This is a genomic window from Bacillus sp. DB-2, from assembly GCF_003315125.1.
GTDB lineage: Bacteria > Bacillota > Bacilli > Bacillales > Bacillaceae_G > Bacillus_A > Bacillus_A mycoides.
In genome coordinates this window covers 97,295-115,984 of record NZ_QNRN01000017.1, presented here as the reverse complement: position 1 = coordinate 115,984, position 18,690 = coordinate 97,295, and the positions used below count along the sequence as shown (strand labels likewise).

17 protein-coding genes are annotated in these 18,690 nt (G+C 38.4%); 12 read left to right on the top strand and 5 right to left on the bottom strand.

The annotated features are described in order from the left end of the window. The first annotated feature begins 9 nt into the window (after positions 1-9). The gene (gene glgP / locus DET63_RS25200; RefSeq protein WP_113938204.1) at positions 10-2,418 is read left to right on the top strand and encodes a glycogen phosphorylase; all 2,409 of its coding nucleotides are present in this window, start codon (positions 10-12) and stop codon (positions 2,416-2,418) included. A gap of 112 nt (positions 2,419-2,530) precedes the next feature. Here glgP and DET63_RS30835 read toward each other — a convergent pair whose 3' ends face one another. Next, positions 2,531-2,665 (bottom strand): hypothetical protein, encoded by a 135-nt coding sequence (locus DET63_RS30835; protein ID WP_002145142.1) that lies wholly within the window; start codon positions 2,663-2,665, stop codon positions 2,531-2,533. Positions 2,666-2,741: 76 nt separating this feature from the next. Continuing rightward, positions 2,742-3,464 carry a lipase family protein gene (locus tag DET63_RS25195; protein WP_105585871.1) on the bottom strand — a complete coding sequence of 241 codons (723 nt, stop codon included), beginning with the start codon at positions 3,462-3,464 and terminating at the stop codon, positions 2,742-2,744. Positions 3,465-3,605: 141 nt separating this feature from the next. On the opposite strand from DET63_RS25195, the gene DET63_RS25190 reads away from it, so the two are divergent. Next, entirely contained in the window at positions 3,606-4,391 is a 786-nt protein-coding gene (locus tag DET63_RS25190; protein WP_113938203.1) for a MerR family transcriptional regulator, read from the top strand. A gap of 24 nt (positions 4,392-4,415) precedes the next feature. Here the strand turns inward: DET63_RS25190 and DET63_RS25185 are convergent, their stop codons facing one another. After that, complete coding sequence (locus DET63_RS25185; protein WP_002145148.1) at positions 4,416-5,198, bottom strand: TIGR00266 family protein; 783 nt, start codon at positions 5,196-5,198, stop codon at positions 4,416-4,418. 321 nt (positions 5,199-5,519) lie between these two features. Here DET63_RS25185 and cspD point away from each other — a divergent pair, with 321 nt between their 5' ends. After that, positions 5,520-5,720 (top strand): cold-shock protein CspD, encoded by a 201-nt coding sequence (gene cspD / locus DET63_RS25180; protein ID WP_001193051.1) that lies wholly within the window; start codon positions 5,520-5,522, stop codon positions 5,718-5,720. A 43-nt stretch (positions 5,721-5,763) separates the two neighbouring features. Here cspD and DET63_RS25175 read toward each other — a convergent pair whose 3' ends face one another. Next, entirely contained in the window at positions 5,764-6,495 is a 732-nt protein-coding gene (locus DET63_RS25175) for a yteA family sporulation protein (protein WP_002145149.1), read from the bottom strand. A 278-nt stretch (positions 6,496-6,773) separates the two neighbouring features. Continuing rightward, complete coding sequence (locus tag DET63_RS25170) at positions 6,774-7,727, bottom strand: 1,4-dihydroxy-2-naphthoate polyprenyltransferase (protein WP_002015811.1); 954 nt, start codon at positions 7,725-7,727, stop codon at positions 6,774-6,776. Positions 7,728-7,920: 193 nt separating this feature from the next. Here DET63_RS25170 and DET63_RS25165 point away from each other — a divergent pair, with 193 nt between their 5' ends. From DET63_RS25165 to DET63_RS25125, 9 genes are all read left to right on the top strand, one after another. Continuing rightward, positions 7,921-9,315 carry an isochorismate synthase gene (locus DET63_RS25165; protein ID WP_113938202.1) on the top strand — a complete coding sequence of 465 codons (1,395 nt, stop codon included), beginning with the start codon at positions 7,921-7,923 and terminating at the stop codon, positions 9,313-9,315. Continuing rightward, the gene (gene menD / locus DET63_RS25160; protein ID WP_002129652.1) at positions 9,312-11,066 is read left to right on the top strand and encodes a 2-succinyl-5-enolpyruvyl-6-hydroxy-3-cyclohexene-1-carboxylic-acid synthase; all 1,755 of its coding nucleotides are present in this window, start codon (positions 9,312-9,314) and stop codon (positions 11,064-11,066) included. Before DET63_RS25165 ends, menD begins: the two co-directional genes overlap by 4 nt. After that, complete coding sequence (menH, locus tag DET63_RS25155; RefSeq protein WP_113938201.1) at positions 11,063-11,875, top strand: 2-succinyl-6-hydroxy-2,4-cyclohexadiene-1-carboxylate synthase; 813 nt, start codon at positions 11,063-11,065, stop codon at positions 11,873-11,875. Before menD ends, menH begins: the two co-directional genes overlap by 4 nt. A gap of 68 nt (positions 11,876-11,943) precedes the next feature. Next, on the top strand, positions 11,944-12,762 hold the full coding sequence (gene menB, locus DET63_RS25150; protein ID WP_002089233.1) for a 1,4-dihydroxy-2-naphthoyl-CoA synthase: 819 nt from the start codon (positions 11,944-11,946) through the stop codon (positions 12,760-12,762). Positions 12,763-13,094: 332 nt separating this feature from the next. Beyond that, a complete protein-coding gene (locus DET63_RS25145; protein WP_113938200.1) occupies positions 13,095-14,540 on the top strand; it encodes an o-succinylbenzoate--CoA ligase in 1,446 nt (481 codons plus the stop codon). Continuing rightward, on the top strand, positions 14,541-15,647 hold the full coding sequence (gene menC / locus DET63_RS25140) for an o-succinylbenzoate synthase (protein WP_002129645.1): 1,107 nt from the start codon (positions 14,541-14,543) through the stop codon (positions 15,645-15,647). 205 nt (positions 15,648-15,852) lie between these two features. After that, positions 15,853-16,551 (top strand): response regulator transcription factor, encoded by a 699-nt coding sequence (locus DET63_RS25135; protein WP_113938199.1) that lies wholly within the window; start codon positions 15,853-15,855, stop codon positions 16,549-16,551. Further along, the gene (locus DET63_RS25130) at positions 16,544-17,650 is read left to right on the top strand and encodes a HAMP domain-containing sensor histidine kinase (RefSeq protein ID WP_002164874.1); all 1,107 of its coding nucleotides are present in this window, start codon (positions 16,544-16,546) and stop codon (positions 17,648-17,650) included. Before DET63_RS25135 ends, DET63_RS25130 begins: the two co-directional genes overlap by 8 nt. Positions 17,651-17,732: 82 nt before the next feature. Continuing rightward, positions 17,733-18,593, top strand: a complete 861-nt coding sequence (locus DET63_RS25125) for a M15 family metallopeptidase (protein WP_113938198.1) — start codon at positions 17,733-17,735, stop codon at positions 18,591-18,593. The last annotated feature ends 97 nt before the right edge of the window (positions 18,594-18,690 follow it).

Below are 18,690 nucleotides of genomic sequence, written 5' to 3'. Positions count from 1 at the left end.
GGTGAAAAAATGTTTACTCATGTTGAAAGCTTCAAATCCGCTTTTCTAGAAAAATTAGAAACGATGTATGGGAAAAGTTTCAAAGATTCTACAACTCGTGATCAGTATAATACGCTCGGTCATATGGTACGTGAGTATATGAATAGTCAATGGATTGCAACGAATGAAAGTTATCGTTCTGGAGATCAAAAACAAATGTATTATTTATCCATTGAATTTTTACTTGGGCGTTTACTTGGAAGCAACATATTAAATTTAGGTATTAGAGATGTATGTGAAAAAGGACTTTTTGAACTTGGAATTTCTTTGCACGAGTTAGAAGAGATTGAAGCAGATGCTGGCCTTGGTAACGGTGGACTTGGACGTTTAGCAGCCTGTTTCCTCGATTCACTCGCTTCTTTAAACTTACCAGGACATGGCTGTGGTATTCGTTATAAGCATGGTCTGTTTGATCAAAAAATTGTTGATGGCTATCAAGTAGAATTTCCAGAACAGTGGCTTCTTCATGAAAACGTTTGGGAAGTAAGAAGGTATGACCAAGCCGTAGAAGTAAGTTATTTTGGAAACGTTGAGCCACTAGAAATTGATGGACGTTTAGAGTTCAGGCATACAAATGCAGAAGTTATTATGGCAGTACCATATGACGTTCCAGTTGTAGGGTATGAAACGAGTACTGTAAATACGCTTCGGCTTTGGAATGCGGAGCCAGTTCCTTTCCCGCAAAATTGTAAAGATATTTTGAAATATAAGCGTGAAACAGAGGCTGTATCGGAGTTTTTATATCCAGATGATACGCATGATGAGGGGAAAATACTTCGTTTAAAACAACAGTATTTCCTCGTATCAGCAAGTTTGCAAAATATCGTTCGTATGCATAGGGAGAGACACGGTAGTCTTCGTCAGTTACATGAAAAAATCGCGATTCACATAAACGATACACATCCGGTTCTAGCAATTCCAGAACTTATGCGTATTTTATTAGACGAAGAAAAATTGACATGGGAAGAAGCTTGGCACATAACAACGCAGACGATTTCCTATACGAATCATACGACGTTATCAGAAGCGCTTGAGAAATGGCCAATTCGCATTTTTAAACCGTTATTACCGAGAATTTATATGATTATTGAAGAAATTAATGAACGTTTCTGTCATGAGCTTTGGGACCGTTATTCGTACGATTGGAAGCGTATTGAGGACATGGCCATTATTGCGCATGACCTTGTAAAAATGGCTCATTTAGCGATTGTTGGTAGCCATAGCGTTAACGGTGTGGCGAAAATTCATACAGAAATTTTAAAGCAGCGTGAAATGCGATTGTTCTATGAATTTTATCCAGATAAGTTTAATAATAAAACGAATGGAATTGCTCATAGGCGCTGGCTAATGAAGGCGAATCCACAGCTGACGAATCTTATTTCGGAAGCGATTGGAGAAGAATGGAAGAAAGAGCCGATTAAGCTGCAAGCACTGCAAAACTTCATACATGATACTAGTTTTCAAGAAAAGCTTGCAGGGGTAAAACAAGAGCGTAAGATTATTTTAGCGGAGCGCATTCATAATAAAATGGGGATCACTATTGATCCGAATTCTATTTTTGATGTGCAAGTGAAAAGGCTACATGCTTACAAACGACAATTATTAAATGTTCTTCATATTTTGTACTTGTATAACCGTTTAAAAGAGGATACTAGTTTTTCATTTTACCCGCGTACTTTTATTTTTGGAGCGAAAGCATCACCAGGCTATTATTATGCGAAGAAAATTATTAAATTAATAAATGAGCTTGCAAGAAAGGTGAATACCGATCCGTACGTAAGTCAATTTATGAAAGTTATCTTTCTAGAAAACTACCGAGTTTCTTTAGCGGAAGATATATTCCCGGCGGCAGATGTAAGTGAACAAATTTCAACTGCGAGTAAAGAAGCATCGGGAACAGGTAACATGAAATTCATGATGAATGGTGCAATTACACTCGGAACGTTAGATGGAGCTAACATTGAAATAAAAGACCGGGTCGGTGATGATGCCTGCTTCATTTTCGGCTTAACAGCGGATGAGGTTCTTCATTATTACCAAAATGGTGGATATCGTGCAAGTGACTATTATCACCACAATATGCACATTAAAAAAGTAGTAGATCAGTTAACGAATGGTTTCTTTGCACAGTCGGGAGCTGAATTTGAAGCGATTTATGATTCTCTCGTTATTCAAAATGATGAATACTTCGTTCTTCGAGATTTTAGCCCATATGCTGAAAGACAAGAAGCTGTCGGAAGGGCCTATGAAAATAGGAAGAAATGGCTGGAAATGTCGATTTTGAACATTGCACAATCTGGGCATTTTGCGAGTGATCGAACAATTTTGCAGTACAGTAATGAAATTTGGGGTATTGGTAATACTGTTAAACTTTTTTAGATGAAAGCCTCTTTTGAAGGGGCTTTTATTTATTCACTTTTAAAGCAGGGATACGCTTACTTAGAAAAATAAAACGAGCTTAAGGATATTAAGCTCGTTTTACTTATTTTGCTTAAGAAAGAAATGGGATAGTGGTATATATTATACCTGTTCCACCGTATTCTCCTGTCGCAAAGTATGAAAATGTAAAGAAACCTGTAACCGAAAAAATTACAATGAGAAAAAGTGCAAAGATAAATTTTAACATGTAAGGTCCCCTCATCCAAAAGTAAATTCATATATTATTATAGTATACGAATGTTTAATTTCCAATTGTTTACTGGTTAAAAATGAGAGGTCAGACATGTTTTGTATGTTGTAATGGAATGATTATTCGTAATGGATTTTGTATTTTTCGTAAATGTCATGTTGTGATGGACGTGTGCATATTCCCAATCCTTCTCATTAAAATGGACATTTCTTGGAGGGAGAAGAGGAACGACATCGAATAAATTGACAAAACGAAAGCTACTAGCTACTTGCAGTTTATAATAATTTCGAAAAGCGATATCTCCAACTTTTGGAGAGGCAAATGTATAAAGACCGTACTGTGCGAAGGCAGTATTTATACGGGCATCTAGTATGTGTAGTGTAGCGAGTGCACCGCCTAAGCTATGGCCTGTTGCAAGAAGTTTCTTATGGGCTGGTAATGACACGAGCATATCCATAATAGAATCCCGGCAAGATTCATAAATTGAAAGAAAGCCGTTATGAACATTTCCGCTATTTAAAGCGTATGGGTATGGTCTTTGGTTGACGAGTGAATCGATAATCCAATCTGTATCTGTTTGTGTACCCCTAAAAGCCACAATAATCGTATCTTCAGATTCTAATATGAACCCAAACCATTCCATCGTTTGAATCGCTTTTCCTTGAAAGCCTTGTACATATTGGAATCCATCAGGTATTTCAAAAATCCCATTTTGTTTATATTGTTCATACGTTAGATCGCAGCAAGAAGCTAACAATATGGCAGTGTCTTTATCAAAGGATAAAGGAGTACGCATTAAGGAAGCCCTCCTTAAGAAAAGGTATAGTTCAATATATGCAGTGAGGGACTTGATTCATTCTTTTTGAAAAAATGCTTGAACCTACAGTTACGTGAGGGAGTATGATTTTTGTAAACATATTGTTAGGAGGAGTGTAGGATGAGCAAAAAGAAAGGCTATCCAATTGGTGAGTTTTCAAAGAGAACAGGCACATCAATACGGACACTACAATACTACGATGAAATTGGATTGCTTAAACCTGAAAAAAATATGAGTTCAGGACATCGTGTATATAGGGGGAAAGATATTTTAACATTACAACAGATAGTGAGTTTGAAGCTTTTAGGATATAGTCTAGATGAAATATGTTGTATGTTTAGTATGCCGAGTTTAAATATGAGCTTAAAGGAAACGTTGCAAAATCAGAAAAAAACTTTCGAAGAGAAAAAGAAACAGATTGAGGTTTCTATGAAGGCAATTGAACGAACAATTTTATTGCTTGAGGAAGATGAACAGGTAGAGAGTGACATATTAATGAGTTTAATTAATAGCATTCAAAAGGAAAATGAACAACGATTATGGCTCGAGGAATACATACCGAGGGAAATGATCGAGGGATTATATAATAAACCCGTGGAAGAGATGATAGAACTAGATAAAGAGTTTGTCCGCTTATCAAAAGAAGTAAAAAGGTTATCTGGAAAACAAATCGATAATCTAGAAGTACAAAAACTTGTTGATCAGCATATGAAGGCAACTCTTAAGTATGTCGGAGAAGAGACGATGTATTCTTTAAGTAAATTAGAAAATGTAGAAGAACAATATAATAAGATGATGCCTTCTCCTTATACAGAGGAAGAAGAGGTATGGCTTAATAAAGCGATGGAATATTATATGATTCAAAATGGTTTATACAGTCCAAAAGAAAAAGATAGTTCCCTATGAAGGGGACTATCTTTTTTTAGTGTTTTATTCTTTCCCATCTAAAAGGCGACCAAGTCCGCCTAATACACTGCCTTCACCGGTGCTTTGAGCTGCTGGGCTTGTAAGACGTGCTGCTAAGCGGCTAAGTGTTAAGGACTGAATCCAAACCGTTCCAGGACCTTCTAACGTTGCGAAGAATAAACCTTCGCCGCCAAATAGAGCTGTTTTTACTTTTCCAACGAATTGAACATCGTAGTTAACATCTTTCGTCATTGCAACGAGACAACCTGTATCAATGCGAAGTTTCTCGCCAGGTTTCAATTCACGCTTATATACAGTTCCGCCTGCATGCATGAAAGCTAGTCCGTCACCTTCAAGTTTCTGCATGATGAAACCTTCACCACCGAAGAAACCAGTTCCAATTTTCTTTGTAAATTCGATTCCGATAGAAACACCTTTTGCTGCACAAAGAAATGCATCTTTTTGGCAGACTACTTTTCCTTGATATTCTGTTAAATCAACAGGAATAATTTTTCCAGGATAAGGAGCGGCGAATGATACGTGTCGTTTGCCATGACCTGTATTTGTAAATACAGTCATAAACATACTTTCACCTGTAACGAGACGTTTACCTGCGCCCATTAATTTACCGAATAGACCACTAGATGGTCCAGAACCATCACCGAAAATCGTTTCCATTTCTATATGATCTTCCATCATCATCATTGCGCCAGCCTCTGCGATAACGCTTTCTTCTGGATCCAACTCAATTTCAACAAACTGCATATCATCGCCATATAATTTATACTCGATTTCATGTGCTTGCATTTTTTCACCTCATCATATGTAGTAATTATATTGTACAGAAATCAAAGGAATTAGAATACTGTAGTTTTGTTAATTTTTGAATAAAAGTAGAATGGAAGTTTAAGGTTATACTAGAATTATAAAAAACGATGGGACGAAAGTGTTCTCATTTGACGTTTTTGATATAGCATGATATAGTGAAAACACTATTGAGCTACATAATGTGGTACGGAAATAAAGCACGTTGTATTAAAGGCTGTAAGCTTGTTATACATTCATGTCCTTTATATCCACCTTTTCATGTGGATTCATAGTTTCATTTTTATTTAGGAGGTACATGACATGCAAACAGGTAAAGTTAAATGGTTTAACGGCGAAAAAGGTTTTGGCTTCATCGAAGTTGAAGGCGGAGAAGACGTATTCGTACATTTCTCAGCTATTCAAGGCGACGGCTTCAAAACTTTAGAAGAAGGTCAAGAAGTTTCTTTCGAAATCGTTGATGGAAACCGCGGACCACAAGCAGCTAACGTTACAAAAAACTAATTAGCTAGCGAAAAAAAGCATTCCGAACTTCGGAATGCTTTTTTTATGCTTTAGAACCAGACTCATCTGAAGATAATTCACCTTTAAAGGTGCGCTCTTCAAAGTCATCAAGCAATTGTTCATATTCTTCATGTTCTTCTGTTGCGAAAACTTGTGGGTTTTTTCCATACATATCTGTTCCGATAAAGTTTTCGAAATCCTCTACATAACCAACATTTTCTTCACTATTTACGTACATTCCATTATAGTTTTTTGAATCCTGTCGTTCTAAATCGGATGGTGTTTCTGATGTTCCGTAATTTGCGACGTCTTGCCAAGCGTCTTCAGCATCGTATTCAACAGAATGATCTTCGTCGTGCTTGTGGAACGAAGGAGCTAGCACCTCTTCTTCAACTGGGCGCGTGTTCATATCTAATTTATTTGTAGTGTGCTGAATACACGTTGTAGCAGTTGGCATTGCTTCTAATCTTTCAAATGGAATTTCCTCACCAGACACTTCGCAAATTCCGTACGTACCAGCTTCAATTTTTTGCAGAGCATGTTTCGTATCTTCTAACTGTTTATGCCAAAATTCGATGAGTCCGAAATCTTTCTCACGTTCGTACAATTCTGTAGCCATATCACCTGGATGGTTGTCATAGCTAGACAATTCTCCTACTGAATCACGTTCAGATGCACGGTTTTCATTTTCATGAGTTTGTATTGTTTGTTCAACTTCTTGCTGTTGTTTTTCTAAAATAGATTTAAATTGATTTATTTGTTGTGGAGTTAACATAGTCGTCCACCTTCCTACAATTCAGTTTCTTTACATAGTATGAGCGTTGAGAGTAGGAATTATGAGATGAATTTCAGCCGGGAAGTTGGTATATGAAAAAAGGAGCTGCGTAAGCAGCTCCTTTCTATCCCGCTATTTGCCGGGCAGTAAAACTCCCACCTTAAAATTTGGCTGGAGCAAAGAAGTTAGGTGGGAGTCGGGCTGCCCGTAAACGCCCGATTGGTGCCGGCTAATAATCAGTGGGGATGAACAAAATCCCCACTGATTGAAGTTTCACTTTATAGGAAGTATCCAAGCAATAATCCGATTCCCATTAGGAGACCGAAAATTGTATTTGTTTTTGCTGTTGAAATCATCGCAGGTACCATTTCCATTGGAATGCTTTTGCCGATAAAGCCTTTCGTCGCTTTAAATGCTTTCGGTACACTTAAGAATACGATAAGCATCCATGGTGATACGATGTTAACGATGATTAAAGCGATTGTCCAAATGTAGGCAACGATAAACATAGAAGCAAGTACACCAACGGCTCTTTCGCGTCCAACGAGAATTGCTAACGTTTTACGACCATTTTCTTTATCACCATCTAAATCACGAATATTGTTAGATAGTAAAATTGCACCAATTAAAATGGAGCTTGGAATAGATAATAAAATCACTTCTGATGTTACTGCCCCTGTTTGGATAAAGAATGAAATACCAATAATAATGACACCCATAAATAATCCTGCTGTTAGCTCTCCAAATGGTGTGTACGCAATTGGAATAGGGCCACCAGTGTAAAGGTAAGCAACGGCCATACAAACAAGACCGATTGCAGCAAGCCACCAGCTAGAGTTCATACAAATATAAACACCTAATAGCGTTGCGATGCCTAAAAATCCGAATGCTAAGTTAAGAACGGTTTTTGGTTTAATGCCATCGCGGACGATAGCACCGCCTATTCCAACTGAACCTTCATGATCGAGTCCTCTTTTATAATCAAAGTATTCATTAAACATGTTCGTTGCTGCTTGAATGAGAAGGCAAGCAAGAAGCATCATAAAGAAAAGAGGAAGATGTATTTGATTTATACCTCCGACCTGCATTGCAAAAGCTGTTCCGATGAAAACAGGAACGAAAGCTGCTGTTAATGTATGGGGACGTAATAAACTCCACCAAATTCGCCAGCCTGTTTGTTTACTTGGCTTTGGCGCCGTAGGAGAGGAATTCGTTTCGACGTTCATTTCCATGTTGAATCCTCCTTGGTCACATATTGTACACAATTAAGTGTAGAAAAAGCATCATTTAGTGTCAACGTTTATTTTCTAGGAAGAGAAGGTGAATTTCTCAGAAATGCTAAACGTTGACAGGCCTTTCCTTTGAGGTGTATCTTAAAATCAAGCGTAATTATGACCATTTTTCGCCCATAGGGGGGAGACAATTGTGATTCAAACGAAACGAAAAGGCTTACAAGAAGTTCTTGTTACAGCTATTAAGCGTACGACTGATGAAAAAACATTAGTCAGTTTTGTAAAACAAATAGATTGGGTGGATCCACTTCTGTTTTATGCAGCAGGAAAAAGGATCGCATTCGAAAATAGATGTTATTTTGCAGACCCAGCTCAGCATGTAATATTTGCTGGAATTGGCTCTGTTTTCACTATAGCAAATTCCTCTCACAAACGCTTTCAAACTGCTCGTGACGAGTGGGATAAAGTAAAAGAGAAAGCATTCGTACAAAGAGAAGGATACGAATTTGGAACAGGTCCTCTTTTATTTGGTGGATTTTCATTTGACCAAGAAAAAGAAAAAACGAATCTTTGGAAAGAATTTGATGATACCACATTTTCACTACCAGCATTTTTATTAACTGTAAAAAATGAAAAGGCGTGGTTAACGATTAATCAGTTCGTTTCAGCTGAAGATTGTGCAGAAACTCTTTATAACGAAATTATTTCTGTAGAAGAGAGAATTTTACAAGAGAGTAAATGTGCACTAGTAGGATCAAAATTAACAGTTACTTCTAAAGTAGAAGTTGATCCGAGTGGCTGGATGAACGCGATTGGAAAAGTGCAAGATGAAATGAAGCAAGGGAACGTGCAGAAGGTTGTATTAGCAAGGGAGCTAAAATTAACGATGGATCAGCATATTGATTCCGTTCTTGTTTTAGAAGCGCTTCGCATTGGGCAACCGGATTGTTACGTATTTTCTTTTGATTATAAAGGAGCATGCTTCTTAGGGGCGACGCCTGAGCGATTGATTCGAAAAGAAGGCGAGAAGTTCACATCGATGTGCCTTGCTGGTTCAATTGGTCATGGCAATTCTATAGAAGAAAGTAAAAAAAATGGTGAGACGCTTCTTCATGATGAAAAGAATTTGGCTGAACACGGTTATGTAGTTAACATGATTCGAGGTGTGCTAAGTGAGCATTGCGAATCTGTTAATATTCCGGAGAGCCCAGGCTTATTAACGACGAAAAATTTAATCCATTTATATACGCCAGTAGAAGCAAAAGGTGATGCAAGTCTTTTAACGATGGTAGAAGAATTACATCCAACACCAGCTCTTGGTGGTACACCTCGTCATGAGGCGTTGAAATTAATCCGTGATGTAGAGCTTTTAGATAGAGGATTATATGGTGCACCAATTGGCTTTATAGATGATGAAGGAAATGGTGAATTTGCGGTTGCACTTCGCTGCGGATTATTAAATGGCGAGAAGGCATCCTTATTTGCCGGCTGTGGTATCGTAATTGATTCAGTAGCGCAGCTTGAATATGAAGAAACAAGTTTGAAGTTTAGACCGATGCTTGGTGCTTTGGAGGAATTAATGAAATGAACAATCATATAGAAGCATTATCATATTATTTAGGCGCGTTCGTGGACGAACTGACGCGTCTAAATGTATGTGATGTTGTCATTAGTCCTGGCTCACGGTCAACGCCGATTGCCTTACTAATGGAACAACATGAAGGAATGAAAACATATTTACATGTAGACGAAAGATCAGCAGGATTTTTTGCGCTCGGTATTGCGAAAGCAAAAAAACGTCCTGTTGCGCTATTATGTACGTCAGGGACGGCAGCAGCGAACTATTATCCAGCTGTATGTGAAGCGTTTCATTCACGAGTGCCGCTTATCGTATTGACAGCGGATAGACCGCATGAATTACGAGATGTGGGTGCACCACAGGCGATGAATCAATTTAATTTATACGGTACTTTTGTGAAGCAATTTACAGAGATGGCACTTCCTGAAGCAAGTGAAGCAATGTATCATTACGCTCGAATGACAACGCAGCGTACGATAGCAAGCGCACTTCTAGCGCCGCAAGGACCTGTTCATCTTAATTTTCCAGTTCGCGAGCCGCTTATACCGGATTTCTCATTAGAAAGTTTATGGGATAAAGGGCGTGGTGAATATACAGGAGTAGTTCAGCAAGGGAACGTGACGATGCCGAGTGAATATGTAGATTCTCTTGTAGGGCGCCTTTCACATATGGAAAAGGGGCTTATTATTTGTGGAGACGGCAGTCATCCAGAAATAACAGAAGTTGTTATGAAAGTAGCTGAGAAAACAGGGTATCCAATTTTAGCAGATCCACTTTCTAACCTCCGTAGTGGTAATCATGATAAAACGATGGTTATAGATTGTTACGATACATTTTTACGAAATGAATTGTTAAAAGAAACGTGGAAGCCGAATGTTTTAATTCGTTTCGGAGGAATGCCTGTCTCTAAAGCATTAACGCAGTTCATCAAAAAACAAACGAAAGCTGTTCATATCGTTGTTGATGAATCTGGACAATGGAGAGATCCAGCTCTAGTTGCGACAGAAGTTGTACAAGCTAGTGACAGTGAATTTTGCAGAGCATTACTAGAGAAAATGCCAGTTATGAAAAAGAATGATTGGTTCGGAATGTGGAAACAAATAAACGAGAAAACGAGAGAAACGCTTCGTGAGATGGAAACATATGAAACGGCATTTGAAGGAAAAGTAATTACGGATATTGTAAGTGTACTACCAGAAGGGGCAACGTTATTTGCGAGTAATAGTATGCCAATTCGCGATACCGATTCATTTTTCTTCACATCGGATAAAAACATTCAAGTAATGGCGAACCGCGGTGTAAATGGTATTGATGGAATCATTTCAACAGCTTTAGGAGCGAGTATTATTTGTGATCCGCTCGTATTAGTAATCGGTGATTTATCATTTTATCACGATTTAAACGGACTATTAGCCGCAAAACTACATGAGTTAAATATAACGATTGTTGTTGTAAATAATGATGGTGGAGGTATTTTCTCATTCTTACCACAATACGAGAAAAAGGAACATTTCGAATCATTATTTGGAACACCAATTGGGCTTGATTATGAACATGTTGTCAAAATGTATGGTGGTTCATTTAGCCGTGTAAATGGTTGGGAAAACTTCCGAGAAGAAGTACAAACTGGAACGAAAACGAATGGATTACACGTCGTGGAAATTTGTACGAATCGCGAAGAAAACTTGAAATTACATCGTGAACTATGGGCAAAAACAATGGACGTTATTACTACATCTTTGCAAGGTGAATCAAAATGAAAGTAACATTGCAAGGTGTATCGTATGAATATGAAGTAGCCGGAAGCGGGGAACCACTTCTACTTCTTCATGGTTTTACGGGAAGCATGGAAACGTGGGGTTCCTTTATTCCTTCTTGGAGCGAGCAGTTTCAAGTCATTCTAGTAGACATTGTTGGACACGGGAAAACGGAAAGTCCTGAAGATGTGATGCATTATGATATTCAAAATGTGGCACTGCAAATGAAAGAACTACTGGATCATCTTCATATTGAAAATGCGCACATACTTGGCTATTCAATGGGTGGTAGACTTGCGATTACGATGGCATGCTTATATCCAGAATATGTGCGTTCGCTTCTTTTAGAAAACTGTACAGCTGGACTTGAGAGTGCAAAGGAGCGAAAAGAACGCAAGGAAAAAGATGAACGACTTGCCGATAAAATTGAGCAAGAAGGCATCCGAAGTTTTGTATCGATGTGGGAAAATATTCCGCTATTTGAAACGCAAAAACGTTTAGTGCAAAACGTAAAAGAAGCGTTGCGAAAAGAACGACTTGCTAATAATCCAAAAGGACTTGCAAATAGTCTTCGTGGCATGGGAACAGGGGCTCAACCTTCATGGTGGAACGAATTGCAAAACCTAAAAATGCCTGTCCTTTTACTGAATGGAGAAAGCGATGAAAAGTTCTTTCGCCTATTAAAAAACATCGAAAAATGCATCCCTCATGCGAAATTTGTCAAAATTGATGGGGCTGGCCATGCAATTCATGTGGAACAACCGGAAAAGTTTGATACAATAGTAAAGGGATTTCTAAAAACTATGCAGTGATACTTTTTTCAGCAAGAAGGAAGTTGCACTTATAGCGGAGATCAGAAATATAAAAGGAGGTAATAGTAATGACTATTGAATGGGTAAAAGAAGGCAATTACGAAGATATTATTTATTCAACATACAATGGCATCGCAAAGATTTCGATTAACCGCCCTGAAGTACATAATGCATTCCGTCCTAAAACGGTAATGGAGTTAATCAATGCTTTTGCACACGCTCGTGATGATGCAAATGTTGGCGTTATCATTTTAACAGGTGAAGGTGGACGTGCATTCTGTTCTGGCGGCGACCAAAAAGTTCGCGGTCATGGTGGCTATGTAGGTGACGACCAAATCCCACGTTTAAACGTATTAGACTTACAACGTCTAATTCGCGCAATCCCTAAACCGGTTATCGCAATGGTAGCAGGTTATGCAATCGGTGGTGGACACGTACTTCATATCGTATGTGACTTAACAATCGCTGCAGACAACGCTGTATTCGGACAAACAGGTCCTAAAGTAGGAAGCTTTGACGGTGGATACGGAGCTGGTTATTTAGCTCGTATGGTAGGCCATAAGAAAGCTCGTGAAATTTGGTACCTATGCCGTCAATATAGTGCACAAGAAGCACTTGATATGGGCTTAGTAAACACAGTAGTACCATTAGAAGAACTTGAAGCAGAAACAGTACAATGGTCACAAGAAATTTTAGCAAACAGCCCAATGGCACTTCGTTTCCTAAAAGCTGCATTCAACGCAGACACAGACGGTTTAGCTGGTATTCAACAACTAGCTGGAGACGCAACGTTATTGTACTACACAACTGACGAAGCAAAAGAAGGCCGCGACGCGTTCAAAGAAAAACGCACTCCGGACTTCGGTCAATTCCCTCGTTTCCCGTGATCAAACCAAAAGCGGAAGCGGCTCGCTTAGAATGTGAGGGGGATGGAGCTTCTGACAGAGAGGCGCTTTTTGCCTCGTAGGAAGAAGTGAAGCCACCGAACATTCTAGCCGCTGTAGCTGGATGAAACCAAAAGCGAAAGCGGCTCGCTTAGAACAAGAGGGCGTTGGAACTCCTGACGTAGAGGCGCTTTTTGCCTCGTAGGAAAGCGTGAAACGACCGACTGTTCTAGCCGCTGTAGCTGGATGAGACCAAAGATCAAAACCGGAAACAAAACAACTAAGAGACTTGATGTCATATCAGGTCTCTTTCTTTCATGAAAGGAGAATGAGTGATGGAGACGATGCCGAATTGGTTAATGCAACGTGCATTTTTAACACCTGATCGCACTGCAATTGAAATTGAAGAGGAGAAGGTTACTTTCGTGCAGCTGCATGAAAAAGTAGTATCTGTTTGTGAATACCTCACGCATGTAGGAGTGAAGCGGGCGCAAAAGGTGGCTGTTCTGATGAAAAATGGTATGGAGATGATTACAGTTATTCACGCCCTATCTTACATAGGTGCAGTAGCTGTGCTTTTAAATACGCGTCTTTCAAGAGAAGAGCTACTTTGGCAAATGGATGATGCGGAAGTTGTTTGTTTAGTGACGGATCAAGAGTTTGAGACGGAAAATGTTCCAGTATGTTCATTTGCTGAAGTGATGCAAGGACCGAAGGCGGAAGCATTTATACAAGAAGAATTTTCTTTAGAAGAAGCGATGACAATTATTTATACGTCAGGGACGACAGGGAAACCGAAAGGCGTTGTTTTAACGTACGGTAACCACTGGGCAAGTGCAGTCGGTTCTTCGCTTAATTTAGGGCTTCGTGATGATGATTGTTGGTTAGCTTGTATGCCAATGTTCCACGTTGGCGGGCTATCTCTTTTAATGAAAAATATTATGTACGGTATGCGCATTTTACTCGTTCCAAAATATGATGCTAATTTTATTCATAAAGCACTTCAAACGAGAGGCGTTACGATTATTTCTGTCGTTTCTAAAATGCTAACAGATTTATTAGAACGACTTGGCGAAGGTACATATCCATCTTCTTTACGATGCATGTTACTTGGGGGAGGACCAGCACCGAAGCCGTTATTAGAAACATGTGTGGAAAAAGGAATTCCTGTGTATCAAACGTACGGTATGACAGAAACATCATCGCAAATTTGTACGTTAACAGCAGATTATATGTTAACGAAAGTAGGATCAGCCGGAAAACCACTATTTCAGTGTCAGCTTCGTATTGAAAAAGACGGCGTAGTTGTGCCGCCCCGTGCTGAAGGAGAAATTGTAGTAAAAGGACCGAACGTAACAGGTGGCTACTTTAACCGTGAAGATGCGACGCATGAGGCGATCAGAAATGGATGGCTTCATACTGGTGACCTCGGTTATTTAGATGAGGAAGGATTTTTATACGTATTAGATCGACGCAGTGATTTAATTATTTCTGGCGGAGAAAATATATATCCAGCTCAAATTGAAGAAGTATTGCTCTCTCATCCGGCGGTAGTAGAAGCGGGGGTTGTCGGTATGGCTGACGAAAGTTGGGGACAAGTACCAGCTGCTTTTGTTGTAAAAAGTGGAGACGTAACAGAAGAAGAAATTCTTCGTTTTTGCGAAGAGAAATTAGCGAAATATAAAGTGCCGAAGAAAGCATGTTTCTTAGAGGAATTACCACGAAATGCTTCGAAGAAATTGTTAAGACGAGAGTTAAGACAATTAGTGGAGGAGATGTAGGTGGAAATAAAAAAAGCGACACTTTATATAACGGAAATGCCGCTCATTATCCCGTTTGCGGCAAGTTACGGGACTTATGAAAAGCGTGAAAGTATCGTCATTGAATTAGAAGATACAGATGGATACATTGGTTTTGGTGAAGTCGTTGCATTTTCTGAACCGTGGTATACGGAAGAAACGGTGAAGACAGCGCTGCATGTACTTCAGGATTTTTTATTACCGGATTTATTGAAAGCTGAAATCTCTCATCCGAATGAAGTACCGTCTTTGTTCCAACATATAAAGAGAAACCGAATGGCAAAGGCCGGAATTGAAGGTGCTGTTTGGGATTTATATGCGAATCGTCAAAAGCAGTCGTTAGCGATATTGCTTGGCGGAAATAGGTCTGAAATTGAAGTCGGCGTTGTGATTGGGATCAATACGATTCCGGTTATGCTAAAACAAATCGAGAAGTACGCGGAAGAAGGATACGAGCGCTTTAAAGTGAAAATAAAGCCAGAACATGATTACGAATTACTGAAAGAAATTCGTAAAGAGTTTCCGAATATCCCGTTAATGGCTGATGCAAATTCAGCTTATACATTAGCGGATACGGAGAAGTTGAAACGACTAGATGAATTCCAACTTATGATGATTGAACAACCGTTAGCGGATTATGATTTTCTTGATCATGCACAGTTGCAAAAGAAAATTGAAACACCGATTTGTTTAGATGAAAGCATCCATAGTTTAGAAGACGCACGTGTTGCGATTACGCTTGGCAGTTGCCGCGTCGTTAATATTAAACCAGGGCGAGTGGGCGGATTAACAGAGTCCGTTCAAATCCATAATTATTGTATGGAGCATAACATACCAGTTTGGTGCGGTGGCATGGTAGAAATGGGGATTTCACGAGCTCAAAATGTTGCACTCGCTTCATTGCCAAACTTTACGATTCCTGGAGATATATCTGCTTCTAGTAGACATTGGGAGAGGGATATTATTTCACCGGAAGTGATGCTTGAAGGCGGAAAAGTAAGGGTACCGCAAAGTATTGAACGTGAGTATGAAGTAGATCGAGGCAGGTTGGAAGAAATAACAAAGCAGCGGATTATTTTTGAGCGATGAATGGGAGCTTTTATTAGTACTGACTACCTGCAAATAGCGGGATGATTTTGTCGTTAATTTTCGGTAAGTCGATATATTTAAAAAATCGCCGATATAATTTCATTTATCAAGGTTACTCTTACGGGTAGCCTTTTCTTAGTGTACAAATTGGATAGACTAGTTTAAAATCGAGCGTATGAAAACAGAATAAAGTAGGGGGACTAAAATGAAGCGCATTTCAATTTTAATAGCTGATGATGAAGCGGAAATTGCTGATTTAATTGAGATACATTTAGAAAAAGAGGGTTACCACGTCGTTAAAGCAGCTGATGGAGAAGAAGCCATGCATATTATTCAAACTCAGCCAATTGACTTAGTGGTTTTAGATATTATGATGCCGAAAATGGATGGATATGAAGTGACGAGGCAGATTCGCCGCAAGCACCACATGCCAATCATTTTCTTAAGTGCGAAAACATCTGATTTTGATAAAGTGACAGGTCTTGTATTAGGTGCAGATGATTATATGACAAAGCCTTTCACACCGATTGAATTAGTCGCACGTGTAAATGCACAATTACGCCGATTTCTTACGTTAAATCAGCCGAAAGTAGCGGAGAATAAATCTGCTTTAGAAATAGGCGGAGTCGCTATTGATCCTGAGCGAAGAACAGTAAATGTGTACGGAGAGCCAATTGAATTAACACCAAAAGAATTTGATATTTTATATGTATTAGCAAGTCATCCGAAGAAAGTGTACAGTGTGGAAAATATTTTTCAGCAAGTATGGGCTGAAGGGTATTACGAAAGTGGAAATACAGTTATGGTACATATCCGTACTTTGCGAAAAAAGCTTGGGGAAGATAAAAGAAAGGATAAGTTAATAAAAACAGTGTGGGGGGTAGGTTATACTTTCAATGGCTAAAACGATGAGAAGCTTTCGCTCGAAGATGATTATGCTATTTGCGTTAAGTATGATATTAGCTGGTGGCGTAACGTATTTAATTTATGAGGGGCTACGTCTCTATTATAAATTAGCAGTTCGTTATGAGGATCCTTTAGCCCAATTTCGTTCAATGGTAAGACAAATTGGGGACATTAATTTCTTTTTAATTGTATTTATTCCTCTGTCCATTATGTTTTTCTTCTTTCTTACTAGACCGTATTTAAAATATTTTGATGAGATTTCGAACGGGATTCATCATCTTGCGAACGGAGATTTTTCAAATCAAGTTCGTGTTTCATCAAATGATGAGTTTGGATATATCGCACGCGAAATTAATGTAGCAAGTGAAAAATTAAAAGAAGCGGTTGAACGAGGAGACTTTGCGGAAAGTAGTAAAGATCAGCTCATTGTCAACTTAGCTCATGATTTAAGAACGCCGCTAACATCTGTTTTAGGGTATTTAGATTTAATTCTTAAAGATGAGAATTTGACGAAGGAACAAATTAAACATTTTTCCACAATTGCTTTTACGAAATCCGAAAGGCTTGAAATCTTAATTGATGAATTATTTGAAATAACGAGAATGAATTATGGCATGTTGCAAATTGAAAAAAGACCAATTGATATAAGTGAATTACTTATACAGTTAGATGAAGAATTATATCCGTTATTAGAAAAAAAAGGTTTAGAAGCGAGATTGAATATGGATTCGCATTTACCTATTAACGGTGACGGGAAATTGTTAGCTCGAGTATTTGAAAATCTTTTAACGAATGCGATTCGCTATGGATACGATGGAAAGTTTGTTGATGTGAACGGATATATTGATCATGAAGAGGTAGTTGTACAAATTATTAATTACGGAGATAGCATTCCAGAAGAGGATTTACCATATTTATTTGATATGTTTTATACAGGTGATAAGGCGAGGTCAGAGCAACAGGGCGGAACAGGCCTTGGGCTATTTATCGCAAAAAATATTATCGAACAGCATGATGGGACAATCTCTGCTGAAAGTAACGTAATTAGAACGATATTTGAAGTGAGATTACCAAAAGAAGAGAGCAAAGCAATTTAATAAAAATTTAAACTTTACCCCACTTTTTATTTTAATAGTTTTTTCTATTCTATACGTAAGTTACGTTAAGGAGGAACTAGAAATGAAAAAGTGGGTATTTATTTCTCTTTTTATAGTATGTACAGCATGTGTAGGCTTTTATATATTACCAGTATTTCAAAAGGAGATCGATGTTAAAATTGCAGAAAAAGATAACAAAGTAAAAGCCGCGAACACTGAAAAGATAGAGGTTACAGAGGAACAAATTTATAAAGGTGATCTATTATTAGTTAATAAAGATTACCCGGTTAAAAAAGATAGTGTTAGGTCCGATATTATAAATGTAAATCACAATAGTGAATTAGTAAGAGGCTATGTAATATTTGATAGAAATCTTCGCTTATCAAAGGGTGTTGTAAAAAAGTTTTTGAACGTTGTCGATGCAGCTGGGAAAGATGGAGTACAGCATTTCTTAATGAGTAGCGGTTACCGAGATTTTCAAGAACAAAGTAAATTATATAAAGAAATGGGATCTGATTATGCACTTCCAGCAGGATATAGTGAACATAATTTAGGGTTATCACTCGACGTTGGGTCTACTCAAAAGAAAATGGAGAAAGCTCCTGAAGGAAAATGGATTGAAGAGAACGTATGGAAGCACGGATTTGTTTTACGTTATCCGAAAAATAAAAGTGATATTACGGGCATTCAATATGAGCCGTGGCACATACGTTATGTCGGCTTACCACATAGCGCAATTATGCAAAAAAAGAAGATTACGTTAGAGGAATATTTGGACTTCTTAAAAGAGGAAAAAGAAGTTTCAACTGAGGTTGAAGGTAAGAAATATACGGTTTCTTATTATAAAGTTTCAGATCGTATGAACGTGAATGTTCCAGTAAATAAGCAATATGAAATTTCGGGGAACAATATGGACGGGGTTATTGTGACTGTTCAAGAATAGAGAAAAAGGCTGGTCCGTTTTGGGTCAGTCTTTTGGCATATAAGAAATAGATTGCCGTTTTTTGTCGGTAAATCGATATTCCTTGTCGAATCATTGA